The organism is Sphingobacterium cellulitidis (assembly GCF_043187465.1).
GTDB classification, from domain to species: Bacteria; Bacteroidota; Bacteroidia; order Sphingobacteriales; family Sphingobacteriaceae; genus Sphingobacterium; species Sphingobacterium cellulitidis.
Genome location: NZ_CP171136.1, coordinates 44,389 through 63,325 on the forward strand (window position 1 = coordinate 44,389; position 18,937 = coordinate 63,325).

Here is an 18,937-nt window from a genome sequence, read left to right on the forward strand (position 1 = left end):
TTTAGTTACTATGAAACGTTTATCAACACTATATTATATACCATTAGCCACTTTACTCTGCCTAACTAGCGCATGTAAAAAGGACTTTTTGGACAGGTTTCCTCAGACCTCTGTTACCCCTGAGGTGTTCTTCAATACCGAAGAAGATTTGGCCCTTTATATGAACGGGCTGCTTAGTTTACCCAATAGAAATTCTTATTTGAATGACCAGTCTACGGATAATGCCGCTACAACCGCAGCCGTAGAAATAAAGAACATGATGACAGGAAATCCTTCTTCACAGACAATTACTGGAGGTTGGTCTTGGGGTAGACTTAGAGATATAAATTATTTCTTGGAGAATTATAACCGTGCAAAGGTTGCGGATGATGTGAAAAATCATTACGCTGGATTGGCAAGGTACTATCGTGCAATCTTCTACTCGAACATGGTGAATCGATATTCTGATGTCCCTTGGTATGATGTTACTTTAAACCCAACTGACGAAGCATTAAAGAATCCCCAAAATTCCAGAACCGAAGTGATGACCAAAGTGATGGAAGATTTGGATTTTGCTGTGAAGAATGTCCGCGAAAATGTGCCTACAGGAACTCCTGGCAAATGGGCCGTGTATCTGATGCAAGCAAAAATCGCTCTCCATGAGGGGACCTATCGTAAGTATCACGATGAATTGAACCTAAAAAATACAGCTGATAATTTTCTAAAGATTGCTGAAACAGCAACTCAAGAAATAATGAAATCAGCAAAATATAGCATACATTCTACTGGAAAGCCCAATGATGACTATGCAGCATTGTTCGAATCATTAGATTTAACCAACAATAAAGAGGTAATTCTTTTTGTAGCTTTTGACCAAGGGAAAAACCTTACCCAAAATGTGAATGGTGTAGTATTTGGCGATTACGAACAATCGCCTTCTAGAGACCTTCTTCAAACCTATTTAATGAAGGATGGTAAAAGGTTTACAGATATTCCTAATTACGCAAAATTAGAATTTGTTCAAGAGTTCAAGGATCGCGACCCTAGGCTTAGCCAAACCTTTATTTATCCTGAATGGACCCGTCAACCGGGAAATACCATTTACGTGCAACGGTTGAATAAAAACTTCACTGGATACCATCAAAGAAAAGGTTATGTCAATAGTGCTGACCAAAATGTATACAACAGCATTGACTTCCCTGTTCATCGTTATGCCGATGTTCTATTGATGTTTGCAGAGGCAAAAGCTGAACTGGGAACTTTGACTCAAGCTGATCTAGATAATTCTGTTAATCTAGTGCGCAAGCGCGTTGGAATGCCCGATTTAATCTTATCAACAGCCAATGGAAATGTGGACCCAAAATTAAAAGCAGATTTCCCTAAGGTAACTGGAACCAATACAGGCGTCATTTTAGAAATCAGAAGAGAAAGACGGGTGGAATTCGCTTTTGAAAATAGACGTTACAATGATATCATGCGTTGGAATGCTGGAAAATTATTGGAAAAAATTCCAGAAGGCATGTATTTCCCTTCTGTAGGAAACTATGATTTAACGGGTGATGGTGTTCCTGATATCAAGTTGATCCCAGAAGGACAAACTATCCCTACAGATCGTGAAAAGAATTCTCTGGGAGTAGCTTTGGTTTACTATACTATTGGTAAATTTGATGGTACTGCGGGCGTGTATTTATCAAATGGAACCGCAGGTGGTACAATGGTTACTGATATCAAAAAACGTAATTTTATTGAACCAATGTATTACTATAGACCTATTCCGGAAGTTCAAATGTTATTAAACCCTAATCTTAAACAACCATTTGGTTGGAAATAATTTAATGTTCATGAAAAAACTATTCTTATTATCCGTATTAATCATCTGCGCAACCTTTGTTCAAGCTCAAAAGAAATTCTCATTCGGATATTTTACAGATTTACACTTAAATAAAGATGAAGCCTCAAACTCTTTCAAGGGATTAGAACAAGCCATTACAGTTGCAAAAAAGAATAAAGTGGACTTTGTCCTTACGGGTGGTGATAATGCTGATGTGGATGCCATGAAGGCTGAAAACCTAGAGGCTGCCAAAAGCTTATTCCAACGCTACAAAGATATTGTAAGCAATTCGGGCTTGAAGTGGTTCTACACCATTGGTAATCATGATCGTTATTGGCATTCTGATGGTGAACATGGATCGGGACTTTTTAGCAGTTATTTTGGAAAGACTTACTATAGCTTCGAACACAAAGGCTGGAAATTCATTATCTTGAACAGCACGGAGATTTGTAATAATAAATACTGCATTTCGGATACCCAGAAAAACTGGCTTGTATCCGAGTTGGCAAAAACCCCTTCCGATCAACCGATTATTGTTTCTAGCCACGTTCCATTTTTATCCTTGTATTACCCAGTCTTAGAAGGTTATTATACTGACGCTGATACTTTTGTTAATCAAAAAGAAATCCGTGGTTTATTTGACAAGCATAATTTAAAATTGGTTTTACAGGGACACCAACATCTGTATGAGGAAATCAAAGTTAGAGGTGTGCAATATATCACTGCAGGTGCAATCAGTGCAAATTGGTGGGGAGGAAATTTCCATGGTACTGAGGAAGGTTATCTGCAAGTAAATATCAATGGAAATGATTTCAGCTGGGATTATGTTGATTATGGCTGGGAGGTAGTAAAAAAATAAGATCAAAAAACATGAGGAATCTTTTTATTTGTTGTTTTGTCCTTGTAATCACTTTACAATACAATATTACTTTTGGACAGACCAAGCCTATCTTTACAGAGGATTTTGATCAAATGTCCTCAGATAGACTGATCAATGGCTTGACTGGTAAAGCATTGGACTTAACCATAAGTGCTAAAAATCGTCAGCCTATTCAGTATCAGTTGGACAAAACAAAATGGAAAGATTCCTTTACTATCAGCACTTGGGTAAAAGCAGATGCTGATTTTGAAAATTATAATATCCTAAATCTAACTGTAAGATATTCAGACTCCACTTCCATTAACTGGAAAATTAATAAACAAGCAAATCACACCTGGGCTTGGGAAGTCGTAAAAGCTGATTATGCTTTAGATTATAAACCCGGACCAAATAGACAGCAGATTGTCAAGGATTGGAACTTATTAACAAGCAGCTACAATGCCGATAAACAGGAGATAGCACTCTATTATAATGATCTACAAGTCGCTATTTATTCCCTGGAGGGCTTAGTTCCTAAGTTGGGAGCAGAGTCAGTCATTTTGAAGGTCGGCGGTGAGGAGAAAGGCGATTTAGGCGAATGGGAAACCTTTAATGGTACAATTGATGACCTGATAATCTTTGATTACGCTTTGTCTAAGAATGATATCCAGAATTATTATTCTAAATTCCGGAATAAAAGAAATCAAACCCCAACTCATCAAGTGGATAGCCTTCGGGTTATGACTTATAATATTTGGCATGGAGGCAATGAAACCGGAAAAAGCATAGGTTATAAAAGGATTGTAGAGATCATTAAGGAGAGTAAGGCCGATGTGGTCACCATGCAAGAAACTTATGGGTCAGGGCCCAGAATAGCAGATGAACTAGGATATTATTTTTATCTGAGAAGTAGCAATATTTCCATAATGAGCCGATACCCAATCGAAGAAACCTTGCCTAGCTATAAAGCTTTTAACAATGGGAATGCCTTGATACAAGTGGGAGACCAAAAGATCGTAATCTCCTCTGTCTGGTTAAACTATCCGCTAGATTACTGGGCAGAGATTGATAAAGGAAATAAGATCGATCTAGAAAATTGGAAGACACTACAAGAAGGAAACAAGAAAATTATGGAAGGAATTACTTCTAGCTTGAAACCATTTATTGAAAATGCTAATTATCCGATTATCATGGGTGGTGATTTCAATTCAGGATCGCATTTGGATTGGGTGAATAGTGTTAAGGATTTAAATGCAGGATATGTTATGTCTTTCCCTACAAGTTTATTTTTAGATAGCTTGGGTTTTCAAGATACTTATCGACAGGTTTATAAAAACCCGAAAAAGGACCGTGGAATAACATGGACCCCAATCAACCCGAATACTCATCAAGACCGTATTGATTATATTTTTGTAAAAGGTAATAAGCTCCGGACCCTGGATTCCAAGGTAATTGAATCCCATAAAGTTCGATATCCATCAGACCATGCTGCGGTTGTGACAACCTTTAAACTATTAAATTAATTTGTTATGAATAAAACGATTCTTAAATACAGCTTCTTCTTGCTGATAATCTCCCTAATATTTAATACTGGCATAGCTTACTCCAAAACCAATTTTAAAGTATTGACCTTTAATATCTGGGTTGGAGGTGATGGCTCAGGATTTACTAAAGAAAAAAGCATTGCAAATCAATTGCAGGTTATTCGAACCACTAAGGCAGATATTGTCGCTTTCCAGGAACAAACCAGCTATAAATTCGGCGAACACTCGCGAGCACAATTGCTGGCAGATAGTCTTGGCTGGAATTGCATCGTTATTGACAAGAGTAGGGCAGTAATCAGTAAGTATCCTTTAAGTAGATTGAAGGATGATAAATCCCAGGTTTTAAAAGTTGACATCAATGGAAATATCCTCTTGGTTGCGGATGTACATTTACCAGCCTATCCCTATGAACCTTATGATATCGCTGATTCTAAGCTGAAGGATGAACAATCGGCTATTCAATCGGCAATAAATTCCAGGGGAAAACAAATCCAATCTGTTGTTGCAGATTTAAAAGGTTTCGAGAATTTACCTACCATCATTTTAGGCGATTTTAATGAGCCAAGCTACTATGACTGGACCAAATCAGCCATTCAAAAAAGAAACGATCCTAGATTAACATTTTCTGTAAAATGGCCAAGCACATCTTTACTCTTAGAGAATGGATTCTATGATGCTTACCGTAAGCTCTACAAGAATGTCCAAAAAAGACCTTCCTATACCTGGACATCCATTCCCGGTGGATCTATCGAAAACGAAGTATATGACCGTATTGATTTAATATTTGCCAATAAGAAAGTGAAGGCGAAATCCGCTAAAATAGTGGGTGAGAAAGCTGATGCCGCAGATCTGGTAATCGCTGAATGGCCTACTGACCATCGTGCAGTGTTGATGGATATGATGTTTTAAGCAAGATTTTATTATTTTAGGTTTTCAAATACATCTTATATCGATTATGAAAACCAACCTATCAGCATTCATTCTTTTAATACTATTCTTTTTAGGGACTCCATTGGCTGAAGCTCAAAAGAAGTTGTTTCAGTTTGGAATAGAGAAAAGCTTTGATGAGTCTATCTTGAATTCCAAAGGAAAGGGAAAACCAATTCAGTGGATTGATGTCAATACATCGGATACCACTTGGAAAGCCAAAGGTAAACTCCTACAAAATAGTGGAAACCCAATAGGAGTGGTGCGGTCAGAAAAAATGTATGAGAACTTTATCATGCATGTCGAATGGCGTCATTTGGAAAAAGGTGGAAACTCAGGAATTTTTGTTTGGTGTGATGCCAAAGCTGATCCTAATTCTAGACTTCCTATGGGTATGGAAGTGCAGATGTTGGAGCTGGATTGGATAAACATCAATGCTGTCGATGGAAAACAACAACCAATTGCTTACGTTCATGGCGAATTATTCGGCGCAGGTGGCATGACAGCATCTCCCGATAATCCTAGAGGAGAACGAAGCAAATCCTTGGAAAATAGATGCCTCGGCGTAGGGCAATGGAATAAGTATACCGTAGTTTGTGTGGATGGAACGGTGAAATTGGCCGTTAATGGAAAATTCGTTAATAGCATTCGTCTTGCGTCCAAGCGAAAAGGTTATCTTTGTCTAGAGGCAGAGGGTGCAAAAATGGAATTCAGAAATCTTCAGATTATTGAATTAGAACCTGGAATGGATCGACCAGAGTTTGTTGTAGACCCCCTGTAATCTACTAATGAGGATAAAAGATTATGATGATTAAAAAGTATATTATTTATTTTTCTATTGCTGCCTTGGCCAGCTCCTGTGCCGGAGGTAAGTATGCCAGTACTGAAAAAGTCTATAAAAAGAAAGCAAAAGAGTTTTCTGGAATATATAAGGAAGCTCCGGTTAAAGGGCAATTAGAAAAAATTGTGTCCAATGACAAGGAATGGATTGCATCCACCAATTTCGGTATTCGCAAACCTAACTATGTTATGATTCACCATACTGCACAAAAGGACTTAGATCAAACTGTACGGACCTTCCACAACCAAAAAGTAGGCGTAAGCTCACATTACGTGATTGGTCGTGATGGAAAAATTGTCCAAATGGTAAATGACCTTTATAGAGCACACCATGCTGGATTAGGAAAGTGGGGAAATGATACCGATTTGAACTCTTCCTCAATTGGAATTGAATTGGATAATAATGGAATCAGCGACCCATGGCCAGATATACAGATCAACTCCTTGGTCCAATTACTTGCTTATCTGAAAGAAACCTATAAAATCCCACAAGCAAACTTTATTGGCCACATGGATTATGCTCCAACACGGAAGAATGACCCTTCAAGGTTCCCTTGGAAAGTTCTCGCTGATAAAGGATTCGGATTTTGGTACGATGAGTTCTTAGAGACTCCTCCAGTAGGATTTGACCCTAAACTAGCATTGAAAATTATTGGCTATGATGTGAAAAACTTAGATGCAGCAATCAAAGGATTTAAACAACATTATATCCAAGTGGATGCTAATAATGCAGTACTCACTGAGCAGGACATGAAGATTTTGTATTCCATCTTTAAGAAATACTTGTAAGAAAAACTTATCAAAATCAAAAGGGGCAAAATATTTTGCCCCTTTCGTTTTTTATACTGTTTTTACAAACTTCTCATCATAGTTTTCGATATCGATGATATACCGGTTATTGATTAAGAAATCAAATAATGGTTTCGCTTCTTCGGAAACTGGAAGATTCTTTGTTGTAATGATTTTCTCACTCTTCTTATCCAAATATGGATAAGCATATAATTTTACGTTCTTGCTAAACATCCCTGAAATATAACTCAACAATTCGTTTGTATAGTTTTCCTTGTTATAGTTATCTGAATTAAAGATGTTTTTCAAGTTTGCTGTATTCGTCGCGATGCCTACATGTTTTGGTTTGAAGGTCTGAACGAACTCCGCTAGATGATTATTTCTTCTAAAGTTCGAAACTAGGATATTATTTCCCGTGGAACATAGGTATTCTGCACGTTCTGCAAAGTAAATTAAATCCTCATCGGAGATGACACTATTTTCATCCAAAACATTCCCCATCAAGACCTCAATCAACACCACTGTGTTTTCAGGAACTGCCTTGGTATTCTTTAGAAACTCCTCTACCGCAAGGTTAAAGAGGTCAAAGTTCGGGTTGGACTTTTGACGGTATTTTGTGCGAAGAATAATAATATTCTTTTTATAAAGATAGTCCTTGATTTGAGCAGCCTTGCCATCTGGCTTAAAAATCGCAGCTTTTGAGAAGCCTTTAGCAATCAAATATAAATTCAATAGACGCTCATTTGCCTTCGCAAATAATGGCCCTGAAACCTTCACCAAATCAATCTCAACAGAACCAATTGATAGGTTGTCTACTAAGGATTCAATCATGGTTTGCGGATTCTCCGAGTAATAATAAGCAGCAAACACCAAGTTCACACCTAAGATTCCCAAGACCTTTGTTTGTAATCTATTATCACTATCTAATAAACGAACGTGGATAATGATATCGTTGGTTGGACCATCGACTTCATGTTGGAATCTGATTCCAATCCAGCCATGAGGTTCATTTGTTTTAGTAAAATTTAAGGTAGTTACTGTATCGGCAAAGGCGAAGAACTTTTTCTTACTGTATTTCTCTCCATGAAGACGTTCGGTTAATAAGCTATACTCATGGTCTAACATTTTGGTTAACCGCGTACGGCTTACATATCTCCCTGACTCTTCAATACCATAAATGGCATCCGAGAAAGCCATGTCGTATGCAGAAATGGTTTTTGCAATTGTTCCTGATGCGGCGCCTGCTTCAAAAAAATTACGAGCTACTTCCTGTCCGGCTCCAATCTCAGCAAATGTGCCATAAATATCAGCGTTAAGATTAATTTTTAGCGCTTTGCGCTTGGTTTCGTAAATTTCTCTTGCCATGCGGCAAAGGTACGAAAACAGCGTCAATAATTGTGTAGATCTCTGGGTAGAAAGAATAAAGTTAGGCAAGCTTATAACTTGCCTAACTTTTTTAAGGTGTAGAATAGTGCCGAGCTATGTAATGCCTGACCTATTTTATTTTCAAAAAGAAACTGTTTCGCTTCTTCCAGATCCATTAAAACTACTTCAATATCTTCAGAAGGGTCTAGGTCTTGCTCCTGTACCTGTCTTCCTCCAGTTAACAGATAGGTGTAAGTAATATTCCCTGAGGTCGCAGGATTTGCAAACAACTCACAAACGTAAGTGATTTGATCAAATGCATAACCCGTTTCTTCTAATAACTCCCTTCTCGCAGCAATTTCAGGATCTTCATTCTCTTCGACAACTCCCGCAGGAAGCTCAACCATAATTTGCCCAGCTCCATGACGATACTGTTTGACAAAAATTATCTGATTATCCTCCGTCAAGGCCACCATATTTACCCAGGTCGGGTACTCTAAAACGTAATATTCTTCTTTGATGTTCCCATTGGGCATCTCTAGCTTATCAACTCGCAGAGTCGCCCAAGGACGTTGAATAATATAATTTGAATTAATTGTTTTCCACTTTTCCATTAATCTTTTACAATATCAGCCATCATTAACCTTACTTTATCATCCAATCGATTCGATACTTGACCATATTCTGAAGTAAATTCCAAGTTTTCGCGAACGGAACAATAGAATTTTATCTTCGGTTCAGTACCTGAGGGGCGAGCAGAAATCACATCCCCATCCTTGGTAATAAATTGTAAGACATCTGATTTCGGAAGATCAATCTTTGTCTTCTTTCCTGTGGCCATATCTGTTGCCTCGCTAGTTTCATAATCCCTTACCTCAACAACTTCAATAGCACCTAAAGTTTTTGGAAGATTAGCACGAAGATCAGCCATCATCTGCTTAATCTCATCTGCACCAGCTTTTCCTTTTTTGGTTAATGAAATTAATTTCTCCTTATAATAACCATAATCTAGGTATAAGCTCAATAAGACATCATAAAGTGACTTGCCTTGATTCTTGAAATATGCCGTCATCTCGGCAATAAATGCACAGGAATTAACCGCATCTTTATCTCTCACCAAATCACCAACTAAGAAACCATAACTTTCTTCCCCTCCAACTAGGTAAGTTTCCTTGCCCTCAAGTTCTGTCATCACTTCGCCAATAAATTTAAAACCAGTTAAGGTCTCATAACTTTTTACATCGAATGATTTCGCAATATCAGAGAATAAATTTGAGGTAACTATCGTTTTGACGATGTATTGATTAGCTTTCAACTGACCTAGGTCCTTTTTGCTGGATAATACATAATAGGTCAGCAAACTACCAATTTGATTTCCATTGATTAACTGGAATTCTCCTGAAGGAAGTTTTACTGCAACACCTACGCGGTCGGCATCTGGATCAGTCGCCATTACCACATCCGCATCTATTTCCTGGCCTTTAGCCATCGCCTTAGACATCGCTTCTTCCTCCTCCGGATTTGGATAAACTACCGTTGGAAAATTACCATCAGGTTTCGCTTGATCTTCTACTACCTGAACATTCTGGAAACCCCATGCCTCCAACATTTTTGGAACAATTGTAATCCCAGTTCCATGGATTGGTGAATAAACTATTTTTAAATCCTTTTGCGCTTTTACAGCCTCAGGATGAATACTCAGTTTTAAATTCGCATCAATATAGATTTGATCAAAATCTTCCTTCACCAACTCTATATTCTTATCTACTCTTTCAAACTTAATATCTTTTACAGATTTAATGGCATTCACCTCTGTAATGACATTTTTATCATGAGGTGCAACAAGCTGCCCACCATCATTCCAATAAGCCTTGTATCCGTTATATTCCTTAGGATTATGGGATGCCGTAAGCATTACCCCACCCTGACATTTAAAATGTCGTACAGCAAAGGAAAGTACTGGCGTTGGCCTTAGTTCCTCAAACAAATAAACTTTGATGCCATTCGCTGAGAAAACATCCGCCACTAGATTACCAAAGGCTTGTGAGTTATTTCTGCTATCGTATGAAACCGCTACTTTAATTTCCTGATTGGGGAATTGCTTGATTAAATAATTTGCCAAACCTTGCGTAGCTTTTCCAATCGTATATTTATTCATTCGATTGGAACCAACTCCCATGATTCCGCGAAGGCCTCCCGTACCGAATTCTAATTCCTTGTAGAAAGAATCCAATAACTCAGTTTCTTCATTATTGTCAACTAATCCTTTTACTTTCGCAACAGTATCTTGATCATATTCCTCAGACTGCCACTGACTAATTCTTGCTTGTGTTTCTTTATCTAGAGTACCCATATGGTTGGATTTTTTGAAATTAAAATTATAAAATGCTAGGCATCACAGTTGCCATAGGATCTGTCAAGTAGGGTGACAAACCATGACCCCTCAAATTGTTTAACATGAAAAATCAAGAAGTGTTCATCCGTAGGGTTTAAAATTACCCTATAGCTTCCATCTTCTAATATAGAGACTTTCTTCAATGTAGCTTCATCGTATTTTACCTCATTATATTCTCCCTGATATTTCATGATCGTATCCAATAAGTGAGTTACACTTGTTTTGGTTGTATCACTCATGAAGCCATATTTTGTCCATTTATCTGTGTCACATTGGAACTCTGGTAAGGCCTCAAAGGTTAGGGTCTTATCATTTTCAAAAGTGGTATACGGATAATGCGCCGGAACAGGGTTCCGAATGTCAAAACTATCAACCAATTTGAAGTCGTCCATTACTCCAGGACGATAGATCACCGCTAAGCCGTGCTCTGGATGAATCAACGCATTGACCTTTTCATTGTCTTGACTTAAATATGCTCTTGCAAATCGAGTAATCACCTCAGAAATCTGTTGGATCTCTTCGGGTTTATTCAAACTTGCTCGCGTTACTGTGTCCTGTTCCGCCGATGCGGTTTTTGAAGAGTTATTACAAGATCCTAAAAGCAGAATAAACGCCAGTAGACCTAAACTGTAATTTTTAATCATGATTATTTATTGTTTTTCCGGATAGTCTGTTCTATAGCATCCCACATTTCCGCAGGAATGGCTTCCATCCCATTCATTTGCCCAGCTCCTTGCAACCATTCTCCGCCATCAATGCTAATTATTTCCCCATTGATATAACCTGCAAAATCTGACACCAAGAACGCTGCCAAATTTGCTAATTCCTGATGTTCTCCAACGCGTTTTAACGGAACGCGGTTCTTGAAGTCAAACTTTTGGGCTAATTCCCCCGGAAGTAACCGATCCCAAGCCCCTTTCGTAGGAAATGGCCCCGGAGCAATCGCATTATGTCGAATGCCATATTTCCCCCATTCTACAGCAAGGGATTTTGTCAAGGTCACAACCCCGCCTTTTGCCACCGCTGATGGAACAACATAACCTGAACCCGTGAAAGCATAGGTCGTTACAATATTTAAAACATTTCCCGCTTGTTTCTTTTCAATCCAATGTTTCCCAAACTCTAACGTACAGTTTACTGTTCCCTTTAATACTATATCTATAATCGTTGAAAATGCATTTGCTGATAAACGTTCTGTAGGTGAAATAAAATTCCCCGCAGCATTATTTACCAAAACATCTACTTGCCCAAAAATCTCAATAGCTTTATCCTTTAATAGGGCTATCTCTTCGGGATGACGGATATCGCAGGCTACTGGTAAAACTGGATTACCTGTTTTTGCTTGAATCTCCTTCGCTGTTTCCTCCAATACATCCAACTTACGGCTACTAATAACCACATTCGCCCCTAACTCTGAGAAATAGGTTGACATAGCTTTGCCAAGACCTGTACCACCTCCCGTAACAACAATGGTCTTGCCTTTCAATGCATTTTCTTGTAGAGCACCTTGTACTGCCATAATTATGATTTTTTAGTAAGATTATCAATGATTGCTTGTAGGATTGCTCGTGTCGATGGTGCCCACCACCGCTCTAATACCTGTTCTATAGCCACTCCTTTGGTTGCTTGAACCTCTTTTAATAAGTTCTGACGAATATTTAATTTCGTGGCTCTCCACGCATTTGGCTCAAATTGTAAATAATGTTTCGCCTTACGTGCGGCCGTGGTTTGGATCCGGTCAAAATTAACAACTTCATCAACAAGGCCTATATTCAAAGCTTCCTGCGGAGTTAATAATTTCCCCTCCATTAAAAATCGTGCTGCATTGCCCGAGCCTATCCAAAAACTGTATAACTCAAAAATACTCGTAGGTACCACAATACCAACAGGTACCTCATTTAAACCAATAATATACTCCCCAGCAGCCATTACTCGATAGTCCGAACATAAAGCTAAAACACAACCACCAGCCGGACTATGACCTGTTATAGCCGTAATAAATGGCTTCGGAAAGGAAGCTAATTCCTCAATCAAGTCAATGAACTTCGTCCAAAAGGTTTTCATCTGCTCCTCATCATATTGAAATAAGGTAATCAAATCTAAACCCGATGTGAAAAATCCTTCCTTACCTTGAAGAATAACGGCAAATACAGAAGGGTCTTCCTTCAGGGTTCTAAAGGTGTCAGTGATTTCTTCTATCATTTCCAAATGCATCGCATTTGATTTCCCTCGATCTAATTGAATGTAGCAGATGTTTTCTGTTACTTGAGTATTTATAAATGAACCCATATGATTTCCATTTGTTAAGTATCGAAATTTACATAAAAAAATACGCTTAACGATAAATTTTTAGCTATTAAATCGTGGAATTTGTGATGTGGCTGATTGGCAAAATGCTCATATAATAAGTATGCCAGCCGATTAGGTTCGACTGGCATACTGCTGTTTTATCTATGTTTATTCCTTGACCTCAAATTGTAGGATTTTCCGAAGGATCCGACCATTGAAATCTAAACCTTCAATGATCATTCTATAGGTTCCTCCTTCATCTGAAGTATAAAAATCAAACTTCGCATGTCCGTTTTCATTAGTAACTATGCCCGGTTCCCAATGTATGGTTGTCCTTAAATCCGATTGAAATTGCGTCTCTGAATTCACTTCATAAATCGGCTTATAAAACTCCTTCGTCAATGAAATACCTTTTGGAGTGATGGATAAAATCCCCGTTGGCTGGTATGCCGAAGATCGTGCATTCCTGCCCGTTTTGGAAGTAATAATAATCAATCCAGAAGCACCGTATGAGCCATAAATGGAAGTATAATTTGCATTTCGAAGAACCTCAACACTTTCCACATCAGCAGGATTAATCGTGCTTAAGATTTCAGGCTCCATATACATCCCATCCACCACAACTTGCATCGCTCCGCCACCTCTGGTTGTCGTCGGAATTCCATTTTGAAAGATTACCCCGGTTAATCTTCCGTTTAAACACATTTCTAGCGTCGCACAGGTGCTTAAATCTTCCGCCGTAAGTGTCTGATCCGCATTCCCCGGTCCGTTTAAATTGGAAGAGTTTTCAGCAGCCTTCGGTCGTCTTGCACGAACAGTAACCTCCTCAATCTGAAAAACCTTATCCATGATCCCTTTTCGCTCCAACTGCTCATAAAACTTCTTGCTTGCCGCTAACTGATCTTCATTCAGCTTATTGATGTCATTTTTTATCAAGGGCTGATTCTTCTCAAAATTTATATCCGGCGATAAGTAACTGTTGGAAACGATATCTACAAAATTCTTCCCTTTTTGATTTCTCGCTGATAATAAGAACTTAACACTATCTGGAAATAAGAGGTTGTCAAAACTAAAGTACCCCTCCGCATTCGCTGTAGTATCGAGGTATTCCATAAAGTTATTGGTGGAAATTAATTGAATAGAAGCATTTGGAACAGGAGCATTTCTTCCCACTCTTTTAATGCTACCATCAATAGTCAATCCTTTTTCTGCCTTAAAAGCTGGTTCTAAGGTTGCGATGGAATCCAACATGCTGATTTTTATCTTTCGCCAACCTTGGGTCAACATCAGATCGTCCAAATCCCCCGATTTAACAGTTCCATCTTCATTGAAATAAAAACTAGGATTCTCTATAAATCCTCTGATATCTCCGTTCAGAAAGAACGAACTTAAAATACTTACCGCATTGGGAACATTATCTTTATAATTTTTCAAATTAACTACGGAAGCCGATAGTGCAGAAAACCGAATACTATCGCCCGCCTGTCCCACATCAATCGTCGTATTGACTTTCTCTCTTAACCCATAAGTAGCCTTGTCAAATTTTATATCCGAAGGGAGTATGCTGGAATTATTAAAATTGAATACGGCACGCTCTGAAATAGGAATGAAATTCTTGTTCAATAGGCTTACTGTCAATACGCCAGAAGGAAGTCCTTGCCTTGGTATGGAAAACAAAACATTAGCCTGTGAGGCTCTGTTTTTTGCCATGTAATATATATTCCCCAAATGTTGTAGGGTGACATATAAATCCTCATTATTGATCATGGACTCGGATACATTTACCTGAACCAACAACTTATCCGAATTGGAATTATTCACAGCCACAGAAATGCTGTTGGTCGGAATGATTTCTAGATCAGTGGTTTTTTGAGTACCATCATCAAACTTAACATTGATCTTATAAGTTTCCCCGGCCGCTAGATAACATGGAACTGAGCCCATCCCCAATGCATTGGTGCTTAAACTCGCTGCAGTATCTTGGGTGGAACTCAAAATATAAATATCTGCCTTGATCCCTAGTCCTTGAGGATTTAAGGTTTTGAATGCAATCCGATTTAATTCATTGCCTACAATTTGCCCCCCTTCTACAAAATGTTGAACACTATTGTCCGTATTAAATACATTCGTATTGATTAGCTTCTTTACAATTGAACCATCTAGATTCCTAAATCGAAGCGAAATTGGTTTTCCCTTATTCTTGCTGTTTACTTTAATTTTCACCGTCCCGTCAGGCTGCAAAGGCTCTCTTCCTTTATCAATTATTTTGTCGCCTTCCACAACCTGATAGCCAACCTGGGTCTTCTCCCAATCTTTTCCTTCAGGATTCTTAAACCGCATCACATAATATTCAGTATTCGCCTCAGAAATCAATTCTGTGCTGCTGATAATATTATCTGACCGAACATTCCCTATATTAAGAACTTTCTCAAAATAATAATCTGAGCTACTATTTCGCATCCAATTGGTATAGGCACGCATTCTATAGGAACCTTCAACCAACGTGTCCGAAAGAACTAAATCCCCCACAGCTACACCTGTAAAAAGCGAATTGATTTTTTGGGATACGATTTCCCCGGTTGGACTTATTAGTTCTACGTAACTGATGTTGGATAATACGGAAAGTTTGTTTTCTATCCCGATAACCGAATAGATCTTATACCAAATGGTTTCTCCGGCACCATAATTATCTCGATCTGTTTGAATGTGTATTTTTTCTTGCGGGAATTTGTCTGCATACTCAGACATTTTGGCTTGGAACTGGTCTGTGGTTTGGCCAGACAAAGGATTAAGGAAGCTGACTAAACTAAAAAAGGCCAGCAAGCTCAGGAGTTTCTTCATAATTAAGTTGGCTAATTCCTTATAATTATACGAAAATTTGTAAAGAATGTTTGTAAATATTTTTTTTGAAAGCGGATTTCTCATCTGCTTCAATATCTTTGCGGTATGAATATTCTGATCATCGGCTCTGGAGGTAGAGAGTCTGCCTTTGCCTATAAAATCTCACAAAGCCCAAAACTTAGCAAATTATATATCGCTCCAGGGAATGCTGGAACTGAAAAATATGGTGAAAATGTTGCCCTAAAAGTAACTGACTTCCAAGGAATCGCTGATTTTGCGCTGAAAAATCAAATTGAAATGATTGTCGTAGGCCCAGAAGAACCTTTGGTAAAAGGAATTCATGACTTCTTCCTTGCCAATGATGAATTGAAACATATCGCAATCGTAGGCCCTCAGCAAGAAGGTGCGCAATTGGAAGGCTCTAAGGATTTCTCTAAAGAGTTTATGATTCGTCATGACATCCCTACTGCGGCATTCAAATCTTTCAACAAAGAAAACCTTGAAGAAGGGTTAGCTTATTTGGATACCCAAAAACTACCAATCGTATTAAAAGCAGATGGTTTGGCACAAGGAAAAGGGGTTTTAATCCTGGATTCTTATGAAGAAGCTAAAGCTGAATTAAAGGCGATGATCAATGATTCTAAATTCGGCGCAGCAAGTGATGTAGTGGTGGTTGAAGAATTCTTGAAAGGAATCGAACTTTCTGTTTTTGTGTTAACTGATGGTAATGACTATAAAGTTTTGCCTTCGGCAAAGGATTATAAACGAATCGGCGAAGGCGATACAGGATTAAATACTGGTGGTATGGGTTCTGTTTCACCAGTTCCATTTGCTGATCAAGAATTCCTGGATAAAGTAGAAGCGCGTATTATTAAACCAACCGTTGATGGTTTGAAAAAAGATAATATCCCTTACAAAGGCTTTATTTTTATTGGACTAATGAACGTGGGCGGTGATCCTTATGTGATTGAATATAACGTTCGTATGGGTGATCCTGAAACAGAATCTGTTCTAGTTCGTATTGAATCTGATTTAGTTGACCTTTTAGAAGGTGTTGCCAAAGAAGACCTAGCAAACCGTTCTTATACCGTTACAGATAAAACCGCGGCAACAGTAGTCATTGTTTCCGGAGGCTATCCTGGAAATTATGAAACAGGTAAGGTGATCTCCAACATGGAAAATGTCAAAGAATCTATTGTATTCCATGCCGGTACAAAACAAGATGGAGCAAACGTATTAACAGCCGGAGGAAGGGTACTGGCGGTAACAGCTTTAGAGGATGACCTATTCTCAGCCTTACAACAAGCGACTGCAGATGCAGGACGTATCTTTTTTGAAGGAAAATACTTCAGAACAGACATTGGATTTGATTTAATATAAAAATATCGGTTTAAAAGCCAATGAGTTATATTTTTGCCGGTGAAAATATTTTGGAAGAATAGATAAAGCTTCTATATTTGCATCACCAAAGCAAAAGGGCCCGTTCGTCTAGGGGTTAGGACGCAAGATTTTCATTCTTGAAACAGGGGTTCGATTCCCCTACGGGCTACTAGATCGAAGATCAAAAGAGACAAAAGCTTGCAAATTTTAAATTTGCAAGCTTTTTTGTTTTATCGTTATCTACAAATCTTTCAACTTTTCCCAATAAAAAAGTGAGTCATTCGGTGAGTCATTTTTTAAATCTAGGCTACTCACTGGAAAGGTTTTAACTTGCTGTTTCACAGCTTGTTTAAAAAATGAACATCTTGATTTCGTTAAGCTGCAAGGCTAATTTTGTTTAATCCTATTTGTTGTTTTTCAATAGCTGGATTGAACCTGTTTTATTAAACGTTCCGCCGTGTTTTATCGGTTGGAACACAGGTTTCACTTAAATGATACTGTCATGATTACAAATTATTCCTTGCTCTTCTACCTGAAGAAACCAAAAAATTACGCAGGCGGCCCAAAGTCGATCTACATGCGTATTACCGTGAATGGGATTCCGAAGGAGGTTTCCACCGGACGGGAGTGCGATCCCACAAAGTGGATATCGAAGGCCAATCGTGCCAAGGGAACCAAAGAAGACGTTAAAACACTGAACGCCTATCTTGATACGATCGAGCACAAAGTGGCGAATATCCATCTGCAGATGACTAAAAACGGAGAGGACATAACCGCGGAATCCATTAAAATGAAATATCTCGGAAGGGATATCCAGCGAAAAAAATTGCTGACTGTTTTTCTTGAACACAACGAGCAGATGAAAGCACTATTGGGGAAAGGTTTTAAGGCCAATACACTGAAGGGGTACAACACTTCTCTATCCCATATTGAACGGTATCTGAACGAAAGTCTTAACGTAAAGGATATTGAGATACGAAAGATGGATCATAGCTTTGTTGCCGGTTTTGAATTTTTCCTTCGCTCCGCACTCGGCTGTTAGGAAGTTTCCGCTGCCAAGTACATCAAGCACCTGCGGAAGATCGTATTTTTCTAATATTGACATCTTCAAAATCTAACGGTATCTCGGTGTAATTGAAGGATTGCTATTCACAAATTCAATCCAAGCTAAAAGTATTTCTTTCAGATCCTGTGTAGGGATAGGTGTTAAGGGAGCTACATCTCCTATCGGATAGAGGTAAGAGGTTGTTCGCCCAATTTGAAGAAAAGTGACTGCCCCAGCACCATCATCATCAAAAGGAAGCCCCGATAGCGCATTATCGATATCTATTAAAATTTCCTCAAACAAATCTACACTAGCGGACATAAAGTACCTTAATAACTGATAATTTAATTCCGAATCGTCATCTTTAGGGTACTCGAAGAGAGGCTTAATTTCCCCATCAGGAAATTCTTTTAAAATAAAATCTATATTGTATTTCTCTAAAACGTTCATAATATTATACATTTAAGGCTTAATAAGTATTGCGGAGACATAATTGTATTTAACTTCTCCATTAATTATTTTTTCTTTATCATAAAAAATTTCCACTTTACATCCATCACTAAATTGACTCCTAAACTGGACAATATCCTCTCGATCCTGAGAAACAATACTATTTTTATAAGCCAATGCATATGCCACTTCTTGTGCAAATTCTTCTTCGGAGATATCCTCTATCCATGTGTGTATATTAAAGATAAATATTTTTTAATAAAACATATTTTTACTTAAAAACTGTGAATGCAATAAGTTATGAATGTTTTGGGCGCTCCTCTTTAAATTTTCGTATGTGCATTTTCCGGCAAAAACATAATCCCATCCTAAACGATAAATTAATTATTGAATTTGTTGATCT

16 protein-coding genes and 1 tRNA gene are annotated in these 18,937 nt (G+C 38.2%); 9 read left to right on the plus strand and 8 right to left on the minus strand.

Going from position 1 to position 18,937, the window contains the following annotated elements:
- The first annotated feature begins 10 nt into the window (after positions 1 to 10).
- From ACF3OC_RS00240 to ACF3OC_RS00265, 6 genes are read left to right on the plus strand one after another with little or no spacing between them, the layout of a single operon-like run.
- Positions 11 to 1,810 (plus strand): RagB/SusD family nutrient uptake outer membrane protein, encoded by a 1,800-nt coding sequence (locus ACF3OC_RS00240; protein WP_392470631.1) that lies wholly within the window; start codon positions 11 to 13, stop codon positions 1,808 to 1,810.
- A 10-nt stretch (positions 1,811 to 1,820) separates the two neighbouring features.
- Entirely contained in the window at positions 1,821 to 2,669 is an 849-nt protein-coding gene (locus ACF3OC_RS00245; protein WP_392470633.1) for a metallophosphoesterase family protein, read from the plus strand.
- A gap of 11 nt (positions 2,670 to 2,680) precedes the next feature.
- Entirely contained in the window at positions 2,681 to 4,192 is a 1,512-nt protein-coding gene (locus ACF3OC_RS00250; protein WP_094281229.1) for an endonuclease/exonuclease/phosphatase family protein, read from the plus strand.
- Between the two features lie 6 nt (positions 4,193 to 4,198).
- Positions 4,199 to 5,122, plus strand: coding sequence for an endonuclease/exonuclease/phosphatase family protein (locus tag ACF3OC_RS00255; RefSeq protein ID WP_094281231.1), 924 nt, complete (start codon positions 4,199 to 4,201; stop codon positions 5,120 to 5,122).
- Positions 5,123 to 5,168: 46 nt separating this feature from the next.
- A complete protein-coding gene (locus ACF3OC_RS00260; protein WP_094281233.1) occupies positions 5,169 to 5,921 on the plus strand; it encodes a DUF1080 domain-containing protein in 753 nt (250 codons plus the stop codon).
- Positions 5,922 to 5,944: 23 nt separating this feature from the next.
- A complete protein-coding gene (locus tag ACF3OC_RS00265) occupies positions 5,945 to 6,769 on the plus strand; it encodes an N-acetylmuramoyl-L-alanine amidase (protein ID WP_256962553.1) in 825 nt (274 codons plus the stop codon).
- A gap of 51 nt (positions 6,770 to 6,820) precedes the next feature.
- On the opposite strand, the gene ACF3OC_RS00270 is transcribed toward ACF3OC_RS00265, so the two are convergent.
- From ACF3OC_RS00270 to ACF3OC_RS00300, 7 genes are all read right to left on the minus strand, one after another.
- On the minus strand, positions 6,821 to 8,134 hold the full coding sequence (locus tag ACF3OC_RS00270; RefSeq protein ID WP_094281235.1) for a nicotinamide mononucleotide adenylyltransferase: 1,314 nt from the start codon (positions 8,132 to 8,134) through the stop codon (positions 6,821 to 6,823).
- Positions 8,135 to 8,205: 71 nt separating this feature from the next.
- Positions 8,206 to 8,748 (minus strand): NUDIX hydrolase, encoded by a 543-nt coding sequence (locus ACF3OC_RS00275; RefSeq protein WP_094281237.1) that lies wholly within the window; start codon positions 8,746 to 8,748, stop codon positions 8,206 to 8,208.
- Positions 8,748 to 10,487, minus strand: a complete 1,740-nt coding sequence (locus tag ACF3OC_RS00280) for a phospho-sugar mutase (protein ID WP_094258619.1) — start codon at positions 10,485 to 10,487, stop codon at positions 8,748 to 8,750. Before ACF3OC_RS00280 ends, ACF3OC_RS00275 begins: the two co-directional genes overlap by 1 nt.
- Positions 10,488 to 10,522: 35 nt before the next feature.
- Positions 10,523 to 11,173: a hypothetical protein gene (locus ACF3OC_RS00285; RefSeq protein WP_094258618.1), complete on the minus strand. Its 651-nt coding sequence runs from the start codon at positions 11,171 to 11,173 to the stop codon at positions 10,523 to 10,525.
- Positions 11,174 to 11,175: 2 nt separating this feature from the next.
- Positions 11,176 to 12,048: an SDR family oxidoreductase gene (locus ACF3OC_RS00290; protein WP_094258617.1), complete on the minus strand. Its 873-nt coding sequence runs from the start codon at positions 12,046 to 12,048 to the stop codon at positions 11,176 to 11,178.
- Between the two features lie 2 nt (positions 12,049 to 12,050).
- Positions 12,051 to 12,818, minus strand: coding sequence for an enoyl-CoA hydratase/isomerase family protein (locus ACF3OC_RS00295; RefSeq protein WP_094281239.1), 768 nt, complete (start codon positions 12,816 to 12,818; stop codon positions 12,051 to 12,053).
- 168 nt (positions 12,819 to 12,986) lie between these two features.
- The gene (locus tag ACF3OC_RS00300; protein ID WP_392470639.1) at positions 12,987 to 15,659 is read right to left on the minus strand and encodes a TonB-dependent receptor plug domain-containing protein; all 2,673 of its coding nucleotides are present in this window, start codon (positions 15,657 to 15,659) and stop codon (positions 12,987 to 12,989) included.
- A gap of 105 nt (positions 15,660 to 15,764) precedes the next feature.
- Between ACF3OC_RS00300 and purD the strand changes: the two genes are divergently transcribed.
- The 3 genes from purD (at position 15,765) to ACF3OC_RS00315 (ending at position 18,081) form a co-directional block, all read left to right on the plus strand.
- Positions 15,765 to 17,039, plus strand: a complete 1,275-nt coding sequence (gene purD, locus ACF3OC_RS00305; protein WP_094281243.1) for a phosphoribosylamine--glycine ligase — start codon at positions 15,765 to 15,767, stop codon at positions 17,037 to 17,039.
- A gap of 97 nt (positions 17,040 to 17,136) precedes the next feature.
- Positions 17,137 to 17,208: transfer RNA gene (locus tag ACF3OC_RS00310), tRNA-Glu, on the plus strand.
- 333 nt (positions 17,209 to 17,541) lie between these two features.
- On the plus strand, positions 17,542 to 18,081 hold the full coding sequence (locus tag ACF3OC_RS00315) for a phage integrase SAM-like domain-containing protein (RefSeq protein WP_094281333.1): 540 nt from the start codon (positions 17,542 to 17,544) through the stop codon (positions 18,079 to 18,081).
- 72 nt (positions 18,082 to 18,153) lie between these two features.
- Here the strand turns inward: ACF3OC_RS00315 and ACF3OC_RS00320 are convergent, their stop codons facing one another.
- Positions 18,154 to 18,534: a hypothetical protein gene (locus ACF3OC_RS00320; protein WP_392470641.1), complete on the minus strand. Its 381-nt coding sequence runs from the start codon at positions 18,532 to 18,534 to the stop codon at positions 18,154 to 18,156.
- Between the last annotated feature and the right edge of the window lie 403 nt (positions 18,535 to 18,937).